We start from the raw sequence: 14,424 nt of genomic DNA, 5'->3' as shown, positions 1-14,424 counted from the left end.
GCGGGGGCCGGCCGGGCGGGGGGCAGCCCCTAACGGGGGGGGGGGGGGGGGCCCCCTTTTTGGGGTGGGGGGGGGGGGGGGGGGCCCCCCCCCCCTCACTCATGCGTTCTCAGGCTCAGTGGCCCTGCTCATCACGGCGGCGCTGCCACCGCTCCTCGATGCGGTCCATCATGGAACGGCGCTGGCGGCCCTGGCGGCGGGGCGGCCCCGCCCCGCCCGGCCGCTGCGCCTCGCCCGGCTTGGGCGCCTTGCGCCAGCCCGTCACGGCGAGCACCGCACATCCCAGCATGATGAGGAAGCCCACCACGCTGATCCAGATCTGTGGAACGATCACTCCGACCATCAGGAGCGCGATGCCGACCAGAAATCCCGCGACCGCCTGGTAGACCCGTCGCCGGGTGTACGTGCGCAGGCCGCTTCCCTCAAGCGTTGTCGCGAACTTGGGATCTTCGGCGTACAACGCTCGCTCCATTTGCTCGAGCATGCGCTGCTCGTGCTCCGAGAGCGGCACGGAGTCCTCCTACTCGTCGGTCGCGGGGGGCGACCGGGGTGCGACCCTTTCAGGATAGGCAGGGAATCGCCCCCGTGAAACCCGCCCCTCAGCGCCAATTCGCCCACCGTTAGGTGTGTGACGAAAGTTGACGCTGAGACGTCCATTCCCCTCCCGCCGATTCGCCATGCCGGACGGTGTACCCCGATCATACGGGGCCGGACGGCCGCGCGGGTGCCCTGTGGCCTACTCCACCTGCGCCGTCCGTCACGGAACGAGACAGGGACGGGGTGGGGCGGGGACGGAAATCAGCGCAGGACGGGCGGGTGCGTCAGTCGCGCTCGGCGAGGACGTGCAGCTGGGTCGCGACCGAGTGGAAGGCGGGCAGCTCGGCGGCGGCCTCCTCCAGCCGCAGCAGCGCGTCGAGGGCGCCGGGCTCGGTGTCGACCAGCACCCCGGGCACCAGATCGGCGAAGACTCGTACGCCGTGCACCGCGGCGATCTCCAGTCCGGCATCGGCCACCAGCCCGGACAGCTGGTCGGCGGTGAAGCGGCGCGGCACGGGGTCACCCTCGCCCCAGCGGCCGTCAGGCCCGGTAAGCGCTTGCCTGGCCTCGGTGAAGTGTCCGGCCAGGGCGCGGGCGAGCACGGCCCCGCCCAGCCCCGCGGCGAGCACGCTGAGGGTGCCCGCCGGGCGCAGCGCGTCCGCCGCGTTCCGCAGGCCCTCGGCGGGGTCGTCGACGTACTCCAGCACGCCGTGGCACAGGACCACGTCGTAGCCACCGCGCTCGACGACGTCGAACAGTCCGTGGGCATCGCCCTGGACGCCGCGCACCCGGTCGGCGACCCCGGCCTCGGCGGCCCGGCGCTCCAGCGCGAACAGCGCGTTGGGGCTGGGGTCGACGACCGTGACACGGTGCCCCAGCTGGGCGACCGGCACGGCGAAGTTGCCGCTGCCGCCGCCGGTGTCGAGCACGTCGAGCGCCCCGTGCGCCGCCCCCTCGGCCGCCGCTGTCTCGCCGCCCGCGGCCTTGGCCCGCCGTTCCAGGGCGTCTTTCAGGACCTCCCACACCACGGCGGTACGGAGGGACGCACGGGGGCGCTGCGGGTCTGACACGGCGGGTGGCTCCTCGGCGCGGTGCCGCCACCGCCCGGGGGCGGCGACGACGGGTTGCTGACGTCGCTCCCAGCCTATTGCCTCCGGGCCACGGGCCCGCCCCGTGGTGGCGTCAGGCGCGGGACGGCCCCGGCTCGCCGTCCGTCGGCGGGGTCTGCCGGGGCAGCGCGGGCTGGAGCACCAGCATCCGCTCGACCAGCCGCAGGAACATGGCGGCGGCGCGCAGCAGATCGTCCGCGTCCCGGCAGCTGGCCGCGCCCTGTATGCCCGCCTCGGCGCGGGCCCGGCGCTCGGCGCCGGAGGCGAACAGGGCGCTCCACTCGGTCAGTTCGGGGGCGACCTCCGGGAGCACGTCCCAGGTGCTGCGGATGCGGGCGCGGCGCCGGGCCGAGGTCTCGGGGCGGCCCCGCACGGCGAGCACGGCGGCCGCCGTGCGCAGGGCCGCCAGGTGTGCGGTGGCGAATCGCTCGTTCGCGGTCTCCAGCGCGGCGGCCTCCTCCAGCCCCTGATGGGCCTGGGTGAGCAGGTCGAGCGCGGCGGGTGGGGCCGCGGAGCGGCGCAGCACGGGGTGGACATCGCTCGCGGGGCCGGTCGACGAAGGGGCAGGGGTAGGGGCAGGGGCGGCGGCACGGTGCCGGCGCTCCGCGGCGGTACTGGCCATGACGAACCTCCTGTCGTCGCGTGACGGCCGCGTCGCGTGACGGAACGGCCGCCGTATGTGCCCATCGTGGGGGCCACCACTGACAATCGGCTCCGACCTGCGCCTTTCGCCTCCGGTACCGCCCCCGGTGCGGATGCCCGTTCCGCGATCCCCCATACTGAATTTGAACTGACTGGTCAGTTCAAAAAGTTGATGATTCACACAGCCGACGCACACAGGGAGTGGTTCTCGTGACGGGCACCCCGGACGCGGGCCCGGCCGCCGGAGCGGCGGTGACGGCCCGCGGACTCGGCGTCAAGGGCTCACACGGCTGGGCGTATCGCGATGCCGTCGTCACCGCGGACCCCGGCGCGCTGATCGCGGTCGAGGGTCCCTCGGGCTCCGGCCGTACCTGCCTGCTGCTCACCCTCACCGGACGGATGCGCCCCACCACCGGGGAGGCCGCCGTCGGCGGCTTCCGGGTTCCCCAGCAGATGCGCCGTATACGCCGGATCAGCGCGCTCGCCCACGTACCCGGCGTCAGCGAACTCGAACCGGCGCTGACGGTCGCCGAGCATCTTCGCGAGCGGGCCCTGCTCCAGCGCCGGTTCGGGGACTCGCCGCGCGGGCTGCTGCGGCCGCGCCGGGAGCGCGCCGCCGCCTCCCGGGCCGCGATCGAGGCGGCCCTCGCGGCCGCGGGGCTCGACCCGGACGCGCTGCCCAAGGGGGCGCGTACGGCCGTACGGGACCTGGAGCGGCTGGAGGCGCTGCGGCTGTCGGTGGCGCTCGCGCTGATCTCCCGGCCGCGGCTGCTGGCCGTGGACGACACCGACCTGAAGCTTGTCGACGCCGAGCGCGAGCGTGCCTGGGCGCTGCTGCGGGGGATCGCGGAGAGCGGCGTCACCGTCCTCGCGGTGTGCAGCCAGGCCCCGGAGGGCGCCGTGGTGGTCCCGACCGCCGCGGACGCTCGGGACGACGACCACGAGGACGACGAGGAGGGGGCGGCGGATGCGCTCGCCGAAACTGGCCGCGCTTGAGCTGAAGCGGTTCGGCAGGGGCAGGCTGCCCCGGGCGGCGCTCGCCGCCCTGCTCCTGCTGCCCCTGCTGTACGGCGCGCTCTATCTGTGGTCCTTCTGGGACCCGTACGGCAAACTCGACAAGATCCCGGTGGCGCTCGTCGACTCCGACAGCGGCGCCACCGTGAAGGGCAAGCACCTCACCGCGGGCGACGACCTCACCGAGCGGCTGCTCGGCAGCGGCAAGAGCTTCGACTGGCACCGCACCAGCGCCGCCGAGGCGCGCAAGGGCGTCGAGGACGGCACGTACTACCTGTCGCTGACCGTGCCCGAGGACTTCAGCAAGCGCATCGCCTCCAGCTCCGGCGGGAACCCGGAGACCGGCGCCCTCAGGGTGCGCACCAACGACGCCAACAACTACATCGTCGGCCAGATCTCCCGCAGCGTCTTCTCCGAGGTGCGCGCTGCGGCCTCCACCAAGGCGTCCCGCGGCTTCTACGACAACATCTTCGTCTCCTTCGCCGACATCCACGGCCGCACCGAGAAGGCCGCCAAGGGCGCCGACGAGCTGGGCCGGGGCATCGGCGAGGCCAGGGCGGCCGCGGGTGAGCTCGCCAAGGGCCTGGGCACGGCGAAGGAGGGCACCCACGGCCTGAAGTCCGGGCTGAGCAAGCTCAACAAGGGCGCCGGGACGCTGGACACGGGCGCGGGCGGGGTCGCCGACGGCACCCAGACGCTGGCCGACACGGTGAACGGCGTGTCGGAGAAGGCCGGGCCGTTCCTCAAGAAGCACGGCAAGGAGATCGGCGACGTCGCCCGGCTGGTCGCGGACGCCTCCCAGCGGGCGTCCGACAACCTGGACGACCTCCCCGAAGCTGCCTCCACCGCCGCGACCGACGCCCGTCAGGCGTCCGACGACCTCGCCGCCGACTACCGGACCCGCTGCGAGGGGCCGGTGGCCACCGCCCCCGACTGCCCGGCGCTGAAGAAGGCCGTGGGGGCGGCCGACCGCGCCGCCGACGTGGCCGAGGACGTCAACCAGCTCGTCAAGGACAACACCGGGCAACTCGACACCCTCGCGGGCGACTTGACCGATCTGCACGACAAGGCGCTGCTGCTCGCCGACAAGGCCCCGCATCTGGGCACCGACCTCGACTCCGCGGTCAAGAAGGTCAACGCCCTCAACTCCGGGGCGCACAAGGTCGCCAAGGGCGCGGGCACGCTGCACTCCGGGCTGACCACCGCCCATACGGCGTCGTCCACCCTCGACAGCGGCGTCGGGAAGCTGCGCACCGGGTCGACCACCCTCAAGGGCGGGCTGGTCAAGCTGGCCGACGGCTCCGGCACGCTCTCCGGAGGGCTGCACGACGGTGCCGCGAAGATCCCCGCCTACGACAAGCACGACCGGGACGCCCGTACGGGGGTGATGTCGGACCCCGTCCAGCTCGTCGACCACGCGCTGCACAAGGCGCCCAACTACGGCACCGGCTTCGCCCCGTACTTCATCCCGCTGTCCCTGTGGGTCGGCGCGATGGTGGCCTACATGCTGATCCCGCCGCTCAACGCCCGGGCGGTCGCCGCCGGGGCCTCCTCCTGGCGCGTCGCGCTCGCCGGATGGCTGCCGGTCGCCGCGATCGGCGCGCTCCAGACGGCGGCCCTGATGGCCGTGCTGCACTGGGCGGTGGGGCTGGAGATGGTCCGGGCGGCGGGCACGATCGGCTTCCTGGTGCTGGTGGCCGCCTGTTTCGCGGCGATCGTGCAGTGGCTCAACGCCCGCTTCGGACCGGCCGGGCGGATCCTCGTCCTGGCGCTGCTGATGCTCCAGCTGACCTCGGCGGGCGGCACGTATCCGGTGCAGACCAGCCCCCGGTTCTTCAACGCGATCCACCCCTTCCTGCCGATGAGCTACGTCGTGGACGGGCTGCGGCGGCTCATCACGGGCGGCGGGCTCGGCCCGGTGTGGGTCGCGTGCGGGGTGCTGACCGGCTTCGGCGCCGCGGCGCTCGCGCTCACCGCGTGGTCGGCGCGGCGCAGGCAGGTCTGGTCGGTCGACCGGCTGCACCCCGAGCTGTCCTTGTGAACGCCGAGCCGGTGAGCGCCGAGCCTGTGAGCGGGACCACTCCGGCAGCGGGCAGAATCGGCGCCATGGACAGCAGCAGCACGCGCCGCCAGGGCACCCGGCAGAAACTCTTCGAGGCAGCGGTCACCCTCATCGCCGAACAGGGCTTCTCCTCCACCACCGTGGACGAGATCGCCGAGCGGGCGGGGGTGGCCAAGGGCACGGTCTACTACAACTTCGCGTCGAAGACCGTGCTCTTCGAGGAGCTGCTGCGGCACGGCGTCGAGCTGCTGACCGCCTCGCTCCAGAACGCCGCCGACGAGAACGCCGAGCGCGGCGGCAGCCATGTGGACGCGCTGGACGCCATGGTCCGGGCCGGACTGCACTTCATCTCCCGCTATCCGGCCCTGACCCAGCTGTACGTGGCCGAGCTGTGGCGCACCAACCGGGCCTGGCAGTCGACGCTGATGATGGTCAGGCAGCAGGCCATAACGGTGATCGAGACCGAGCTGCGGGCCGGGGTGGCGGCGCGGGAGCTGAGCGACGACATCGACATCCCCCTGACCGCGTCGGCGCTGTTCGGGATGGTGCTGGTGGCCGCGCTCGACTGGCAGTCCTACCAGCCGGAGCGGTCGCTGGACGATGTCCACGCCGCCCTGTCCCGGCTGTTGCAGGGGAGGGTGGGCGGAGCCCTGGTCAAAGAGGCTCCGGCCTCGGGCTGACGCCGCCGCACGGCGGCCGCCGTACGACAGCTGCCGCGGGGCGGTCGCCCGCACGAAACAGAAGGCGCTGTTCCGGAGCGGTTCGACCCCCATCGACCCGCCTCGGAACAGCGCCTCCCCCCGTACTTCCCCCGTTTTCCCCCGTACTTCCCCCGTTTTCCCCCGTGAGAGCCCCCGGGGCGTATTCCCCGGCGGCTCCCCCGTCCGGAAGGGCCACCGTGCCGTACCGCCGCCCCGTGTCGGCGGTCAGGTCCGCGCCCCTTCCGTGTGCTCCACTCTCTCGTTCATGGGGGCGCCCGCCCATCCGCGTACCTACTCATCTCGCCGACTAGGTACGGGTACTCAGGCCCCCGTGCACGTGCCCAGGGTTCGCCCGGGGACGAGCGCCGGGCTGTCGGTGGGGGCCGATAAAGTCACTGGCATGGCACGGATTGCGGTGATCGGCGCTGGGATGGGCGCCATGGCGGCCGCCGCCCGGCTGGCCGTGGCGGGCCACCGGGTGGTGGTGTACGAGCGCGGGCGGACCCATGGCGGCGGGGTCGGGCGGTTCGAGAAGGACGGCTTCCGCTTCGATACGGGCCCGGGGGTGCTGCATCTGCCCGCCGTCTACCGGGACCTGTTCGTGAAGACCGGCAAGGAGAGCCTGGAGCAGACCGTCCGGCTCACCCAGGTCGACCCGGCGGCGCGGCACCTCTTCGCCGACGGTACGGACGTGGCGCTGCCCAACGCCTCGCGCGCCGGGGTGCTCCGGGCGCTGGACGGCGCCTTCGGCGCGGGCGCGGGCGAGCGCTGGAGCGATCTGGTCAACCGGGCGCGCGAGGCGTGGGACGCCACCCGCAGACCGCTGCTGGAGGAGCCGCTGCGCGCCGACTGGCGCGTGCTGGGTGACGATCCGTATCCGGCCGCCGCCCCGGCGCGGCGTGGTGGCTGGTTCGGCGGGCTCTTCGGGCGCGGCGGCAGCCGTCCGCAGGCGCCCACCCTGGCCGGGGTGGCGCGGCGCGAGCTGGCGGAGGCGCGGGCCGCCGCGCTGCTGGAGAGCCATGCGCTCGCGCACGGCCTGGACCCGCGTACCGCCCCCGCGAGCGCCACCGTGCTGCCCTATGTGGAGCAGACCTTCGGCACCTGGTACGTGGGCGGCGGGATGCGGGCGCTCGCCGACGCGCTGTACGAGCGCTGCGGGAAGCGGAAGGTGGAGTTCTGCTTCGAGGCGGAGGTCACCGGCATCGTCGAGAAGGACGGCCGGGCGGCGGGCGTCGAGCTGGCCGACGGCACGGTCGCCGAGGCGGACGCGGTGGTCGCGGGCATCGCCCCGGCGCTGCTGCCCGCCCTGCTCGGCGGCCAGGAGCCATGGCGGGCGGGCGAGGACGTGGCGCCCGGACCGGGGGCCGCCGCCGGTCCGCCCGGCCGTCTCAGCGTCTTCCTGGCGCTGCGCGGCGGCCGCCCCGACGGCGCGGTGCACCGGACCGTGGTGCACACCCCGGACCGTGAGGCGGAGCTGACCGCCGTCTTCGGCGAGGCGGGCGAGGCGGGCGAAGCGGGCGGCAGGGGCCTGCGCGCGCCCTGTCCGCGCCCCACGGTGACCGTCCTGCGCCCTGACGATCCCGCGATCCGCCCCGACGACGACCACGAGGCCGTCACCCTCAGCGCGACCGTCGCCCCGCACGGACCGGTCGACTGGGCCGACGGGGAGACCGGCGAGGAGGCCGCGGACCGGCTCGTCTCGGCCGCCGAAGCGGCGATACCGGGGCTGCGGGACCGGATCCTGTGGCGCGAGGTCCGCACCCCGTGCGACGTCGCGGCGGACACCGGTGTGGCGGGCGGCTCCGTGCCGGGCCCGGCACTGGCCGGTGCCGAGGGCGGGTATCTGCACCCGGCCAACCTCACCCGGCTCCCGGGGCTCTATCTGGCGGGCGGCTGGTCCCATCCGGGCGGCGGGCTGGCCCACGCCGGGATGTCGGGCGCGCTGGTGGCGGGCCTGATCGTCGAGGGCCAGGACTGGCGCGGCTCGCAGTGAGCAGCGCCGGTCCCGGCCCGAGCGGCCTGAGCCGGAGCTTGCCGCGTCAGAAGCGGTACTGCTCGTCGTACCCCTGCTGGAAGCCCTGCTGTTGCTGGTAGGGGTATGGCGGCTGGTCCTGCTGGCCGGGCGGGACGTCGCCCTCGCGCTGCTGCGGGACCCAGGACCCGCCCGGCTCCATCCCGTCGGCGCCCGGGGCGTAACCCTGCGGGGAGCCGTACGAGGCGTCCGCCGCGTAGTGGTCGCCGCCGAAGCCACCGGCGGCGTACGGGTCCTGCTGGTAGCCCGCGTACGGGTCCTGGTACTGCGCCTGGGCGTAGGGCTGCTGCTGGTCGTAGCCCTGCTGGTCGTAGCCACCGGCGTACGGGTCCTGCTGGTAGCCCGCGTACGCCTGGTCCTGGTAGCCGTACTGCGCGGCGTCCGCGTACACGTCCTGGCCCTGGCCATAGCCCACGTCACCGTAGCCCTGCCCCTGGGCCCCAGCACCCTGCATGTCGTGGCCGTCCTGCGCGCCGTACCCGGCGTACGTCTCGTACGGGCTGTACCCGGCGTTCGGGTCCGCGTAGCCACCGGAGGCGGGGGTGAACGGGGACGGCTCCTCGTACACGCCGTACTCGCTGGTGTCGTCCGGCAGCGGCTCCGGCCGGTAGGTCGGCGGCTCGGGCCGCGAGACCGGGATGTCCTCCAGGTCCGAGACCTGGAGGACCGGCTCGGGCTCCGGACCCTCCGGGCCGGGGTCGCGCTCGCGTCCGCCGCGGCCGAGCCCGGGCACCCCGGGGATGCCGTCCAGCGCCCAGCCCTTCTCGAAGCCCTGGCGGAAGGAGAGCGTGACGTAGGTCTGGCCGATCGCGAAGGCGATCGCGCCGATGGCGATCACCACCACCGCGGGGATCAGCACCCCGACCACGACGCCCAGAAAGCCGACGAAGGCCAGCAGCCGCCAGCGCAGCCGCGCCTTGTACTGAAGGAGTACCTCTCCCAACAGCCACAGCGCCACGACGCCGAAAGCGATGTAGAGGACCGTCCAGCCCATGCCCGCCCCTCTCAGTGCGGCTGCCCGTCGGCCGCCGTCATCAGGACCGCTGGTGCAGTCCCAGATTCTTGTAGATTTCCAGCGTCGCCGTGGAGTGGTTGAGCGTAATGAAGTGCAGCCCGGGGATCTCCTCGGCCATCAACCGCGCGCACAGCTCTGTCGCGTAGTCGATCCCGATCGAGCGTACAGCCGCCGCGTCGTCCTTGACCGCCAGGATGCGTTCGGCCAGCTCCGGCGGGAAGGCGGCGTTGCTGAGCTGTGCGAACCGCTCGATCTGCCTGACGTTCGTGACCGGCATGATCTCAGGGATGATCGGCGTCGTACAGCCCGAGGCCGCGACCCGGTCGCGCAGCCGCAGATAGTCCTCCGGATAGAAGAACATCTGAGTGATCGCGAAGTCGGCGCCCGCGCGGCACTTGTCGACGAAGTGACGGATGTCGGTGTCCCAGTCCGTCGAGCGCGGATGCATCTCGGGGAAGGCGGCGACACCGACGCAGAAGTCCCCGGACTCCTTGATCAGGCGGACCAGCTCGGCGGCGTAGGTGATGCCGTCGGGGTGCTTGACCCAGTCGGCCATCGGGTCGCCGGGCGGGTCGCCGCGCAGGGCGAGCATGTTCCGGATCCCGGCACCGGCGTACTGGCCGATGATGTTGCGCAGCTCGGCGAGCGAGTGGTTGACCGCGGTCAGGTGCGCGACGGGGGTCAGGGTGGTGTCGGTCGCGATCTGCTCGGTGGCGCGGACGGTGCCCTCACGGGAGGAGCCGCCCGCGCCGTACGTCACGGAGACGAAGGTCGGTGAGACGGCCTCCAGCCGGCGGATGGCGTTCCACAGCGTGTGCTGCCCCTTGTCCGTTTTGGGGGCGAAGAACTCGAAGGAATACGATTGCTCACCCGACGCGAGCAGGTCACGCACGGTAAGGGCTCGATCAGTCCTGGTGGAAGCGGTACCTAGGGCCATACGGGAAGGTTAGCCAGCCGGGTGGTCGGCGCCCACCCGGCAGCGTGGTTATGGGGGTTTTGCCGGTCTCCTGTCCGCAATGCGGACGGAATCACCGAGCCGGGCTCAACTCCGACACCTACCGGACATCTGCCGCTCGCACACGCTTCGCCAGGGCTTCCGTGGCCGCCGCAGGGTCCGCGGCCTCGGTGATGGCCCGCACCACGACGACCCGCCGTGCTCCCGCCTCCAGCACCTCGTCCAGGTTCGACGCGTCGATGCCGCCGATCGCGAACCAGGGCCGGGCCGGGCGCTGAGCGGCCGCGTGACGGACCAGGGACAGGCCCGGGGCGTGACGGCCCGGCTTGGTGGGGGTGGGCCAGCAGGGGCCGGTGCAGAAGTAGTCCACGCCGGGCTCGGCCAGCGCCGCGTCCACCTCGGCCTCGGCGTGGGTGGAGCGCCCGATCAGCGGGCCGTCGCCGATGATGGCGCGCGCGGCCGGGACCGGCAGGTCGCCCTGGCCCAGGTGGAGCACGTCGGCACCGGCGGCGTGGGCGACGTCCGCCCGGTCGTTCACGGCGAGCAGCTTGCCGTGGCGGCGGCAGGCATCAGCGAAGACGGCGAGGTGGTCCAGCTCCTCGGCGGCCTCCATGCCCTTGTCCCGCAGCTGGACGATGTCCACTCCGGCGCCCAGCACGGCGTCCAGGAACTCCGGCAGGTCGCCCTGGCGCTTGCGCGCGTCGGTGCACAGGTAGAGGCGGGCGTCGGCCAGCTGCTCACGTGCGGTCATGGGTGGGTTTCCCCCCGGGTCGTGCGGCGTGCGGGCCGGGGGTGCCGTCGGGCCCCGGTCCGCACGCCAGGTGGTGGTTCAGGAAACGGCGGGCGGCGTCAGACGGCGAGCGCCTGCGCGCGCCGCTTCACTTCCGTGCCGCGATTCTCGTGCAGCGCCTGCGCCGGGGTGCCCGGCAGGCTCGGGTCGGGGGTGAAGAGCCACTCCAGCATCTCCTCGTCGCTGAAGCCGTCGTCCTTGAGCAGCGTCAAGGTGCCCACGAGGCCCTTGACGACCTTTCCGTCACCGATGAAGTCCTCGGGCACCTGGAGCACCCTGTTCTCGCCACGGCGCACCGCGATCAGCTGGCCCTCCTTGACCAGTTGCCTCACACGAGTCACCTCGACGCCGAGCCGGTCGGCGATGTCGGGGAGAGTGAGCCAGGCGGGGACGAGAGCATCGATCTTTGCGTCAATCTCGGTCACGGAACAAGCCTGCCATCTGGGACTGACAGTGGGTAGCCGGGCGTCCGCCGTGCGGCCGCCGGATCCGGGGCCCGCCGGTCCCGCCGGGCCCCGCGCCCCCACCCGCCGGGGCGTACCGGCGGGTCACAGAACGGCGGACTTCAGCGGCACCGAAGGATCGGTGGCCCGGGTCCGGTCCAGCCGGGCGCCGCGTTCGATCAGCTTGCGGCCCTGGGCCAGATCGCGCGGACGGCCGACCGCCAGCAGGGCGACCAGGGCCCCGTCCCGCAGCCAGCACACCGACCAGGCGGCGCCGTCCGGGTCGCCCCGCCAGACCAGCTCGTCGGCGTCGGAGTGGTGTCCGGCGTACTGCACGAAGCGCCCGAACTGCTCGGACCAGAAGTACGGCACCGGGTCGTAGACCTGGCCGGGGAAGTGCGCGGTCCGGCTGCCGACCACATTGGCGGCGACCGTCCGCGGCCCCTGGAGCGCGTTGTCCCAGTGGTGCACCAGCAGCCGCGTCCCGTAGCGGGCGGACGGGAAGGACGCGCAGTCGCCGACCGCGTACACGTCCGGCGCCGAGGTGCGCAGTCCCTCGTCGGCGGCGACGGACCGGTCCTCGGCGAGCGCGATGCCCGAACCGGCCAGCCAGCCGGTCGCGGGCCGGGCCCCGATGCCGACGACCACCGCACCGGCGCGCAGCCGGGTGCCGTCGCCGAGCTGGAGCCCGTTGGCGTCGAGCGCGGTCACCCGGGCGCCGGTGACCAGGGTGGCGCCGTAGTCCGCGTACCAGCCGGTCATATGGGCGGCGACCTCCGCCGGGAGGGCGCCCGCCAGCGGCCGGTCAGCGGCCTCGACGACCGTCACCGCGCAGCCCGCCTCGCGGGCGGCGGTCGCGAACTCCGCGCCGATCCAGCCCGCCCCGACCACCACGATCTCCTGCTGCCCGGCGAGCACCGGGCGCAGCCGCTCGGCGTCGTCCAGGGTGCGCAGGAGGTGGACGCCCGGTACGTCCTCGCTGCCGGGCAGGGCGATCGGCTCGGCGCCGGTGGCGATCACCAGGACGTCGTAGCGGACCGGCCCGGACCCCGTCTCGACCGTCCGCCCGGCCGTGTCCAGCCCGGTCACGGGCACGCCGAGGCGCAGCCCGATGCCGAGCGCGGCGAAGTCCACGTCGAACGCGGACCCTTCGGCCTTGCCGAGCAGCACGGCCTTGGACAGCGGCGGCCGGTCGTACGGCTGATGGGGCTCGGCCCCCAGCAGCAGGATCTCCCCGGTCCAGCCCTGTTCCCGCAGCGCCACGGCGGTCTGCACGCCCGCCATGCCCGCGCCGACGATCACCACCCGCTGTCCGCCGCCACCCGCCGAGGACGCCATCGTCTTCGTCGTCTCATCGCTCACACGATCACTGTATTGCGGCAGGTGGGGCGGACCGCAGAGCGCACGACGAGATCTCGGGCACAGCCCGAGGGGCCGGACGCCGGGCCGGACGCCGCTTCGTACGGGCGCGCCGCGGGCCCGGCGGCCGACGCCGCCCGGGACGCTCCCTTCCGGGCGATTCGGGGCGCGTACTAGGGTGGCGGGACAGAGCACTCGCGGGAGCCCGGGCGCACCGGGCTGAGAGGGAGGCTGGCGCGGCCTCCGACCGTACGAACCTGATCCGGGTCATGCCGGCGAAGGGAGGGGGCGACCAGCCCATGCACACGCCACCCCACACACCACATCGAACGACCGCCGACGAAGCGCCGTACGACGTCCTCGTCATCGGCGGCGGCATCATCGGCCTCGTCACGGCCTGGCGGGCGGCCCAGCGGGGCCTGCGCACCGCCCTCGCGGACGCCGCGCCCGGCGGCGGGGCCGCCCGGGTCGCGGCCGGGATGCTGGCGGCCGTCACCGAGCTGCACTACGGCGAGCAGACCCTGCTCGGGCTGAATCTGGACTCGGCGCGCCGCTATCCGTCCTTCGTGGCGGAGCTGGAGCAGGCGAGCGGCCATGACCTGGGCTTCCGCACCTGCGGCACGCTCTCCGTCGCGCTCGACGCCGACGACCGCGCCCATCTGCGCGAGCTGCACGCCTTCCAGCAGCGGCTCGGTCTTGACGCCCAGTGGTTGAACGGACGCGAATGCCGGCGCCTGGAGCCGATGCTCGCGCCGGGCGTGCGCGGGGGCCTGCGCGTCGACGGCGACCACCAGATCGACCCGCGACGGCTGGCGGCGGCGCTCCTGACGGCGTGCGAGCGCGCCGGGGTGGTGTTCCACCGCGTCCGCGCGGAGCGGCTGCTGCTGGACCGCGACGGCGGCCGGGCCACCGGGGCCGAGCTGGCCGACGGTGCGCGCACCCGGCTGACCGCCGGGCAGACCGTGCTGGCCGCGGGCAGCCTCAGCGGACGGCTCCCCGGCGTCCCCGAGGACGTCCTGCCGCCCGTACGCCCGGTCAAGGGCCAGGTGCTGCGGCTGTCGGTGCCCGGCCCGTACGCGCCCTTCCTGTCCAGGACCGTGCGCGCCGTGGTGCGCGGCGGGCACGTCTACCTCGTCCCGCGCGAGAACGGCGAGCTGGTCGTCGGCGCGACCACCGAGGAGCTGGGCTGGGACACCACGGTCACCGCGGGCGGGGTGTACGAGCTGCTGCGCGACGCGCACGAGCTGGTGCCCGGCATCACCGAACTGCCGCTCGTCGAGACCCTCGCCGGGCTGCGCCCCGGCTCTCCCGACAACGCCCCGCTGCTCGGCCCGACCGCGCTGCCGGGCCTCCAGCTGGCCACCGGCCACTACCGCAACGGCGTCCTGCTCACCCCGATCACCGGCGATGTCATGGCCGAGGCGCTTCACCGTGGCGAACTCCCGCCCGAGGCACGCCCGTTCTCCCCTCGGCGCTTCGCGCCTCCCACCACAGCGGCAGCCGCAGTACAGGAGCACACCGCATGACCGTCACCGTGAACGGCGAGCCCCGGGAGCTGCCCGACGGCACCACCCTCGACGGGGTCGTCGCGACCCTCACCCAGGCGCCCTCGGGCGTCGCCGCGGCCGTCAACGAGACGGTCGTCCCGCGCGGCCAGTGGCCCGCGACCCCGCTCGGCGACGGCGATCGCGTCGAGGTCCTCACCGCGGTCCAAGGAGGCTGAACCCCATGTCTCACGCCACGTCCCACGCCACGTCGCAGCCCA

14 protein-coding genes and 1 riboswitch are annotated in these 14,424 nt (G+C 73.8%); of the genes, 6 read left to right on the top strand and 8 right to left on the bottom strand.

Features of this window, described 5'->3' with window-relative positions; all coding sequences use genetic code 11:
- Positions 1–115: 115 nt before the first annotated feature.
- The 3 genes from ACH4TL_RS27085 to ACH4TL_RS27075 form a co-directional block, all read right to left on the bottom strand.
- A complete protein-coding gene (locus ACH4TL_RS27085) occupies positions 116–511 on the bottom strand; it encodes a DUF3040 domain-containing protein (protein WP_398320057.1) in 396 nt (131 codons plus the stop codon).
- 310 nt (positions 512–821) lie between these two features.
- Positions 822–1,607: a methyltransferase gene (locus ACH4TL_RS27080; protein WP_398320060.1), complete on the bottom strand. Its 786-nt coding sequence runs from the start codon at positions 1,605–1,607 to the stop codon at positions 822–824.
- Between the two features lie 112 nt (positions 1,608–1,719).
- Positions 1,720–2,268, bottom strand: a complete 549-nt coding sequence (locus ACH4TL_RS27075; protein WP_398320063.1) for an SAV_6107 family HEPN domain-containing protein — start codon at positions 2,266–2,268, stop codon at positions 1,720–1,722.
- 221 nt (positions 2,269–2,489) lie between these two features.
- Here ACH4TL_RS27075 and ACH4TL_RS27070 point away from each other — a divergent pair, with 221 nt between their 5' ends.
- From ACH4TL_RS27070 to ACH4TL_RS27055, 4 genes are all read left to right on the top strand, one after another.
- Complete coding sequence (locus ACH4TL_RS27070; protein WP_398320066.1) at positions 2,490–3,284, top strand: ATP-binding cassette domain-containing protein; 795 nt, start codon at positions 2,490–2,492, stop codon at positions 3,282–3,284.
- Complete coding sequence (locus ACH4TL_RS27065; RefSeq protein WP_398320069.1) at positions 3,256–5,343, top strand: YhgE/Pip family protein; 2,088 nt, start codon at positions 3,256–3,258, stop codon at positions 5,341–5,343. The genes ACH4TL_RS27070 and ACH4TL_RS27065 overlap by 29 nt, the downstream gene beginning before the upstream one ends.
- Before the next feature lie 65 nt (positions 5,344–5,408).
- Entirely contained in the window at positions 5,409–6,044 is a 636-nt protein-coding gene (locus ACH4TL_RS27060; RefSeq protein ID WP_398320072.1) for a TetR/AcrR family transcriptional regulator, read from the top strand.
- A gap of 421 nt (positions 6,045–6,465) precedes the next feature.
- Entirely contained in the window at positions 6,466–8,058 is a 1,593-nt protein-coding gene (locus tag ACH4TL_RS27055; RefSeq protein ID WP_398320075.1) for a phytoene desaturase family protein, read from the top strand.
- 46 nt (positions 8,059–8,104) lie between these two features.
- Here ACH4TL_RS27055 and ACH4TL_RS27050 read toward each other — a convergent pair whose 3' ends face one another.
- The 5 genes from ACH4TL_RS27050 to ACH4TL_RS27030 all read right to left on the bottom strand — a co-directional run bounded on the left by ACH4TL_RS27050 (position 8,105) and on the right by ACH4TL_RS27030 (position 12,638).
- On the bottom strand, positions 8,105–9,091 hold the full coding sequence (locus tag ACH4TL_RS27050; protein ID WP_398320078.1) for a hypothetical protein: 987 nt from the start codon (positions 9,089–9,091) through the stop codon (positions 8,105–8,107).
- Between the two features lie 40 nt (positions 9,092–9,131).
- Positions 9,132–10,049, bottom strand: coding sequence for a methylenetetrahydrofolate reductase [NAD(P)H] (gene metF / locus ACH4TL_RS27045; protein ID WP_385447822.1), 918 nt, complete (start codon positions 10,047–10,049; stop codon positions 9,132–9,134).
- 118 nt (positions 10,050–10,167) lie between these two features.
- A complete protein-coding gene (gene thiE / locus ACH4TL_RS27040) occupies positions 10,168–10,818 on the bottom strand; it encodes a thiamine phosphate synthase (RefSeq protein WP_398320082.1) in 651 nt (216 codons plus the stop codon).
- A 98-nt stretch (positions 10,819–10,916) separates the two neighbouring features.
- A complete protein-coding gene (locus ACH4TL_RS27035; protein WP_398320085.1) occupies positions 10,917–11,282 on the bottom strand; it encodes an Rv2175c family DNA-binding protein in 366 nt (121 codons plus the stop codon).
- A gap of 123 nt (positions 11,283–11,405) precedes the next feature.
- The gene (locus ACH4TL_RS27030) at positions 11,406–12,638 is read right to left on the bottom strand and encodes an NAD(P)/FAD-dependent oxidoreductase (protein ID WP_398320663.1); all 1,233 of its coding nucleotides are present in this window, start codon (positions 12,636–12,638) and stop codon (positions 11,406–11,408) included.
- A gap of 208 nt (positions 12,639–12,846) precedes the next feature.
- A riboswitch (TPP riboswitch) is annotated at positions 12,847–12,960 on the top strand.
- Between ACH4TL_RS27030 and thiO the strand changes: the two genes are divergently transcribed.
- Both thiO and thiS read left to right on the top strand, forming a co-directional pair.
- Complete coding sequence (gene thiO, locus ACH4TL_RS27025; protein WP_398320088.1) at positions 12,959–14,185, top strand: glycine oxidase ThiO; 1,227 nt, start codon at positions 12,959–12,961, stop codon at positions 14,183–14,185. (Overlaps the previous riboswitch by 2 nt.)
- On the top strand, positions 14,182–14,382 hold the full coding sequence (gene thiS / locus ACH4TL_RS27020) for a sulfur carrier protein ThiS (protein WP_123106968.1): 201 nt from the start codon (positions 14,182–14,184) through the stop codon (positions 14,380–14,382). The genes thiO and thiS overlap by 4 nt, the downstream gene beginning before the upstream one ends.
- Positions 14,383–14,424 lie beyond the last annotated feature (42 nt).

This window comes from Streptomyces sp. NPDC021115 (assembly GCF_044333065.1).
Classification (GTDB): domain Bacteria; phylum Actinomycetota; class Actinomycetes; order Streptomycetales; family Streptomycetaceae; genus Streptomyces.
Note: the sequence above shows the minus strand (reverse complement) of the source record. Positions and strands in the feature narration are given on the sequence as shown.

Bases quoted from the DNA above. Each gene is read 5' to 3' on its own strand.
- thiE (WP_398320082.1), bottom strand. From the start codon at position 10,818: ATGACCGCACGTGAGCAGCTGGCCGACGCCCGCCTCTACCTGTGCACC.
- ACH4TL_RS27060 (WP_398320072.1), top strand. From the start codon at position 5,409: ATGGACAGCAGCAGCACGCGCCGCCAGGGCACCCGGCAGAAACTCTTC.
- ACH4TL_RS27050 (WP_398320078.1), bottom strand. From the start codon at position 9,091: ATGGGCTGGACGGTCCTCTACATCGCTTTCGGCGTCGTGGCGCTGTGG.
- thiO (WP_398320088.1), top strand. From the start codon at position 12,959: ATGCACACGCCACCCCACACACCACATCGAACGACCGCCGACGAAGCG.
- ACH4TL_RS27030 (WP_398320663.1), bottom strand. From the start codon at position 12,638: ATGGCGTCCTCGGCGGGTGGCGGCGGACAGCGGGTGGTGATCGTCGGC.
- thiS (WP_123106968.1), top strand. From the start codon at position 14,182: ATGACCGTCACCGTGAACGGCGAGCCCCGGGAGCTGCCCGACGGCACC.
- ACH4TL_RS27065 (WP_398320069.1), top strand. From the start codon at position 3,256: ATGCGCTCGCCGAAACTGGCCGCGCTTGAGCTGAAGCGGTTCGGCAGG.
- ACH4TL_RS27055 (WP_398320075.1), top strand. From the start codon at position 6,466: ATGGCACGGATTGCGGTGATCGGCGCTGGGATGGGCGCCATGGCGGCC.
- ACH4TL_RS27075 (WP_398320063.1), bottom strand. From the start codon at position 2,268: ATGGCCAGTACCGCCGCGGAGCGCCGGCACCGTGCCGCCGCCCCTGCC.
- metF (WP_385447822.1), bottom strand. From the start codon at position 10,049: ATGGCCCTAGGTACCGCTTCCACCAGGACTGATCGAGCCCTTACCGTG.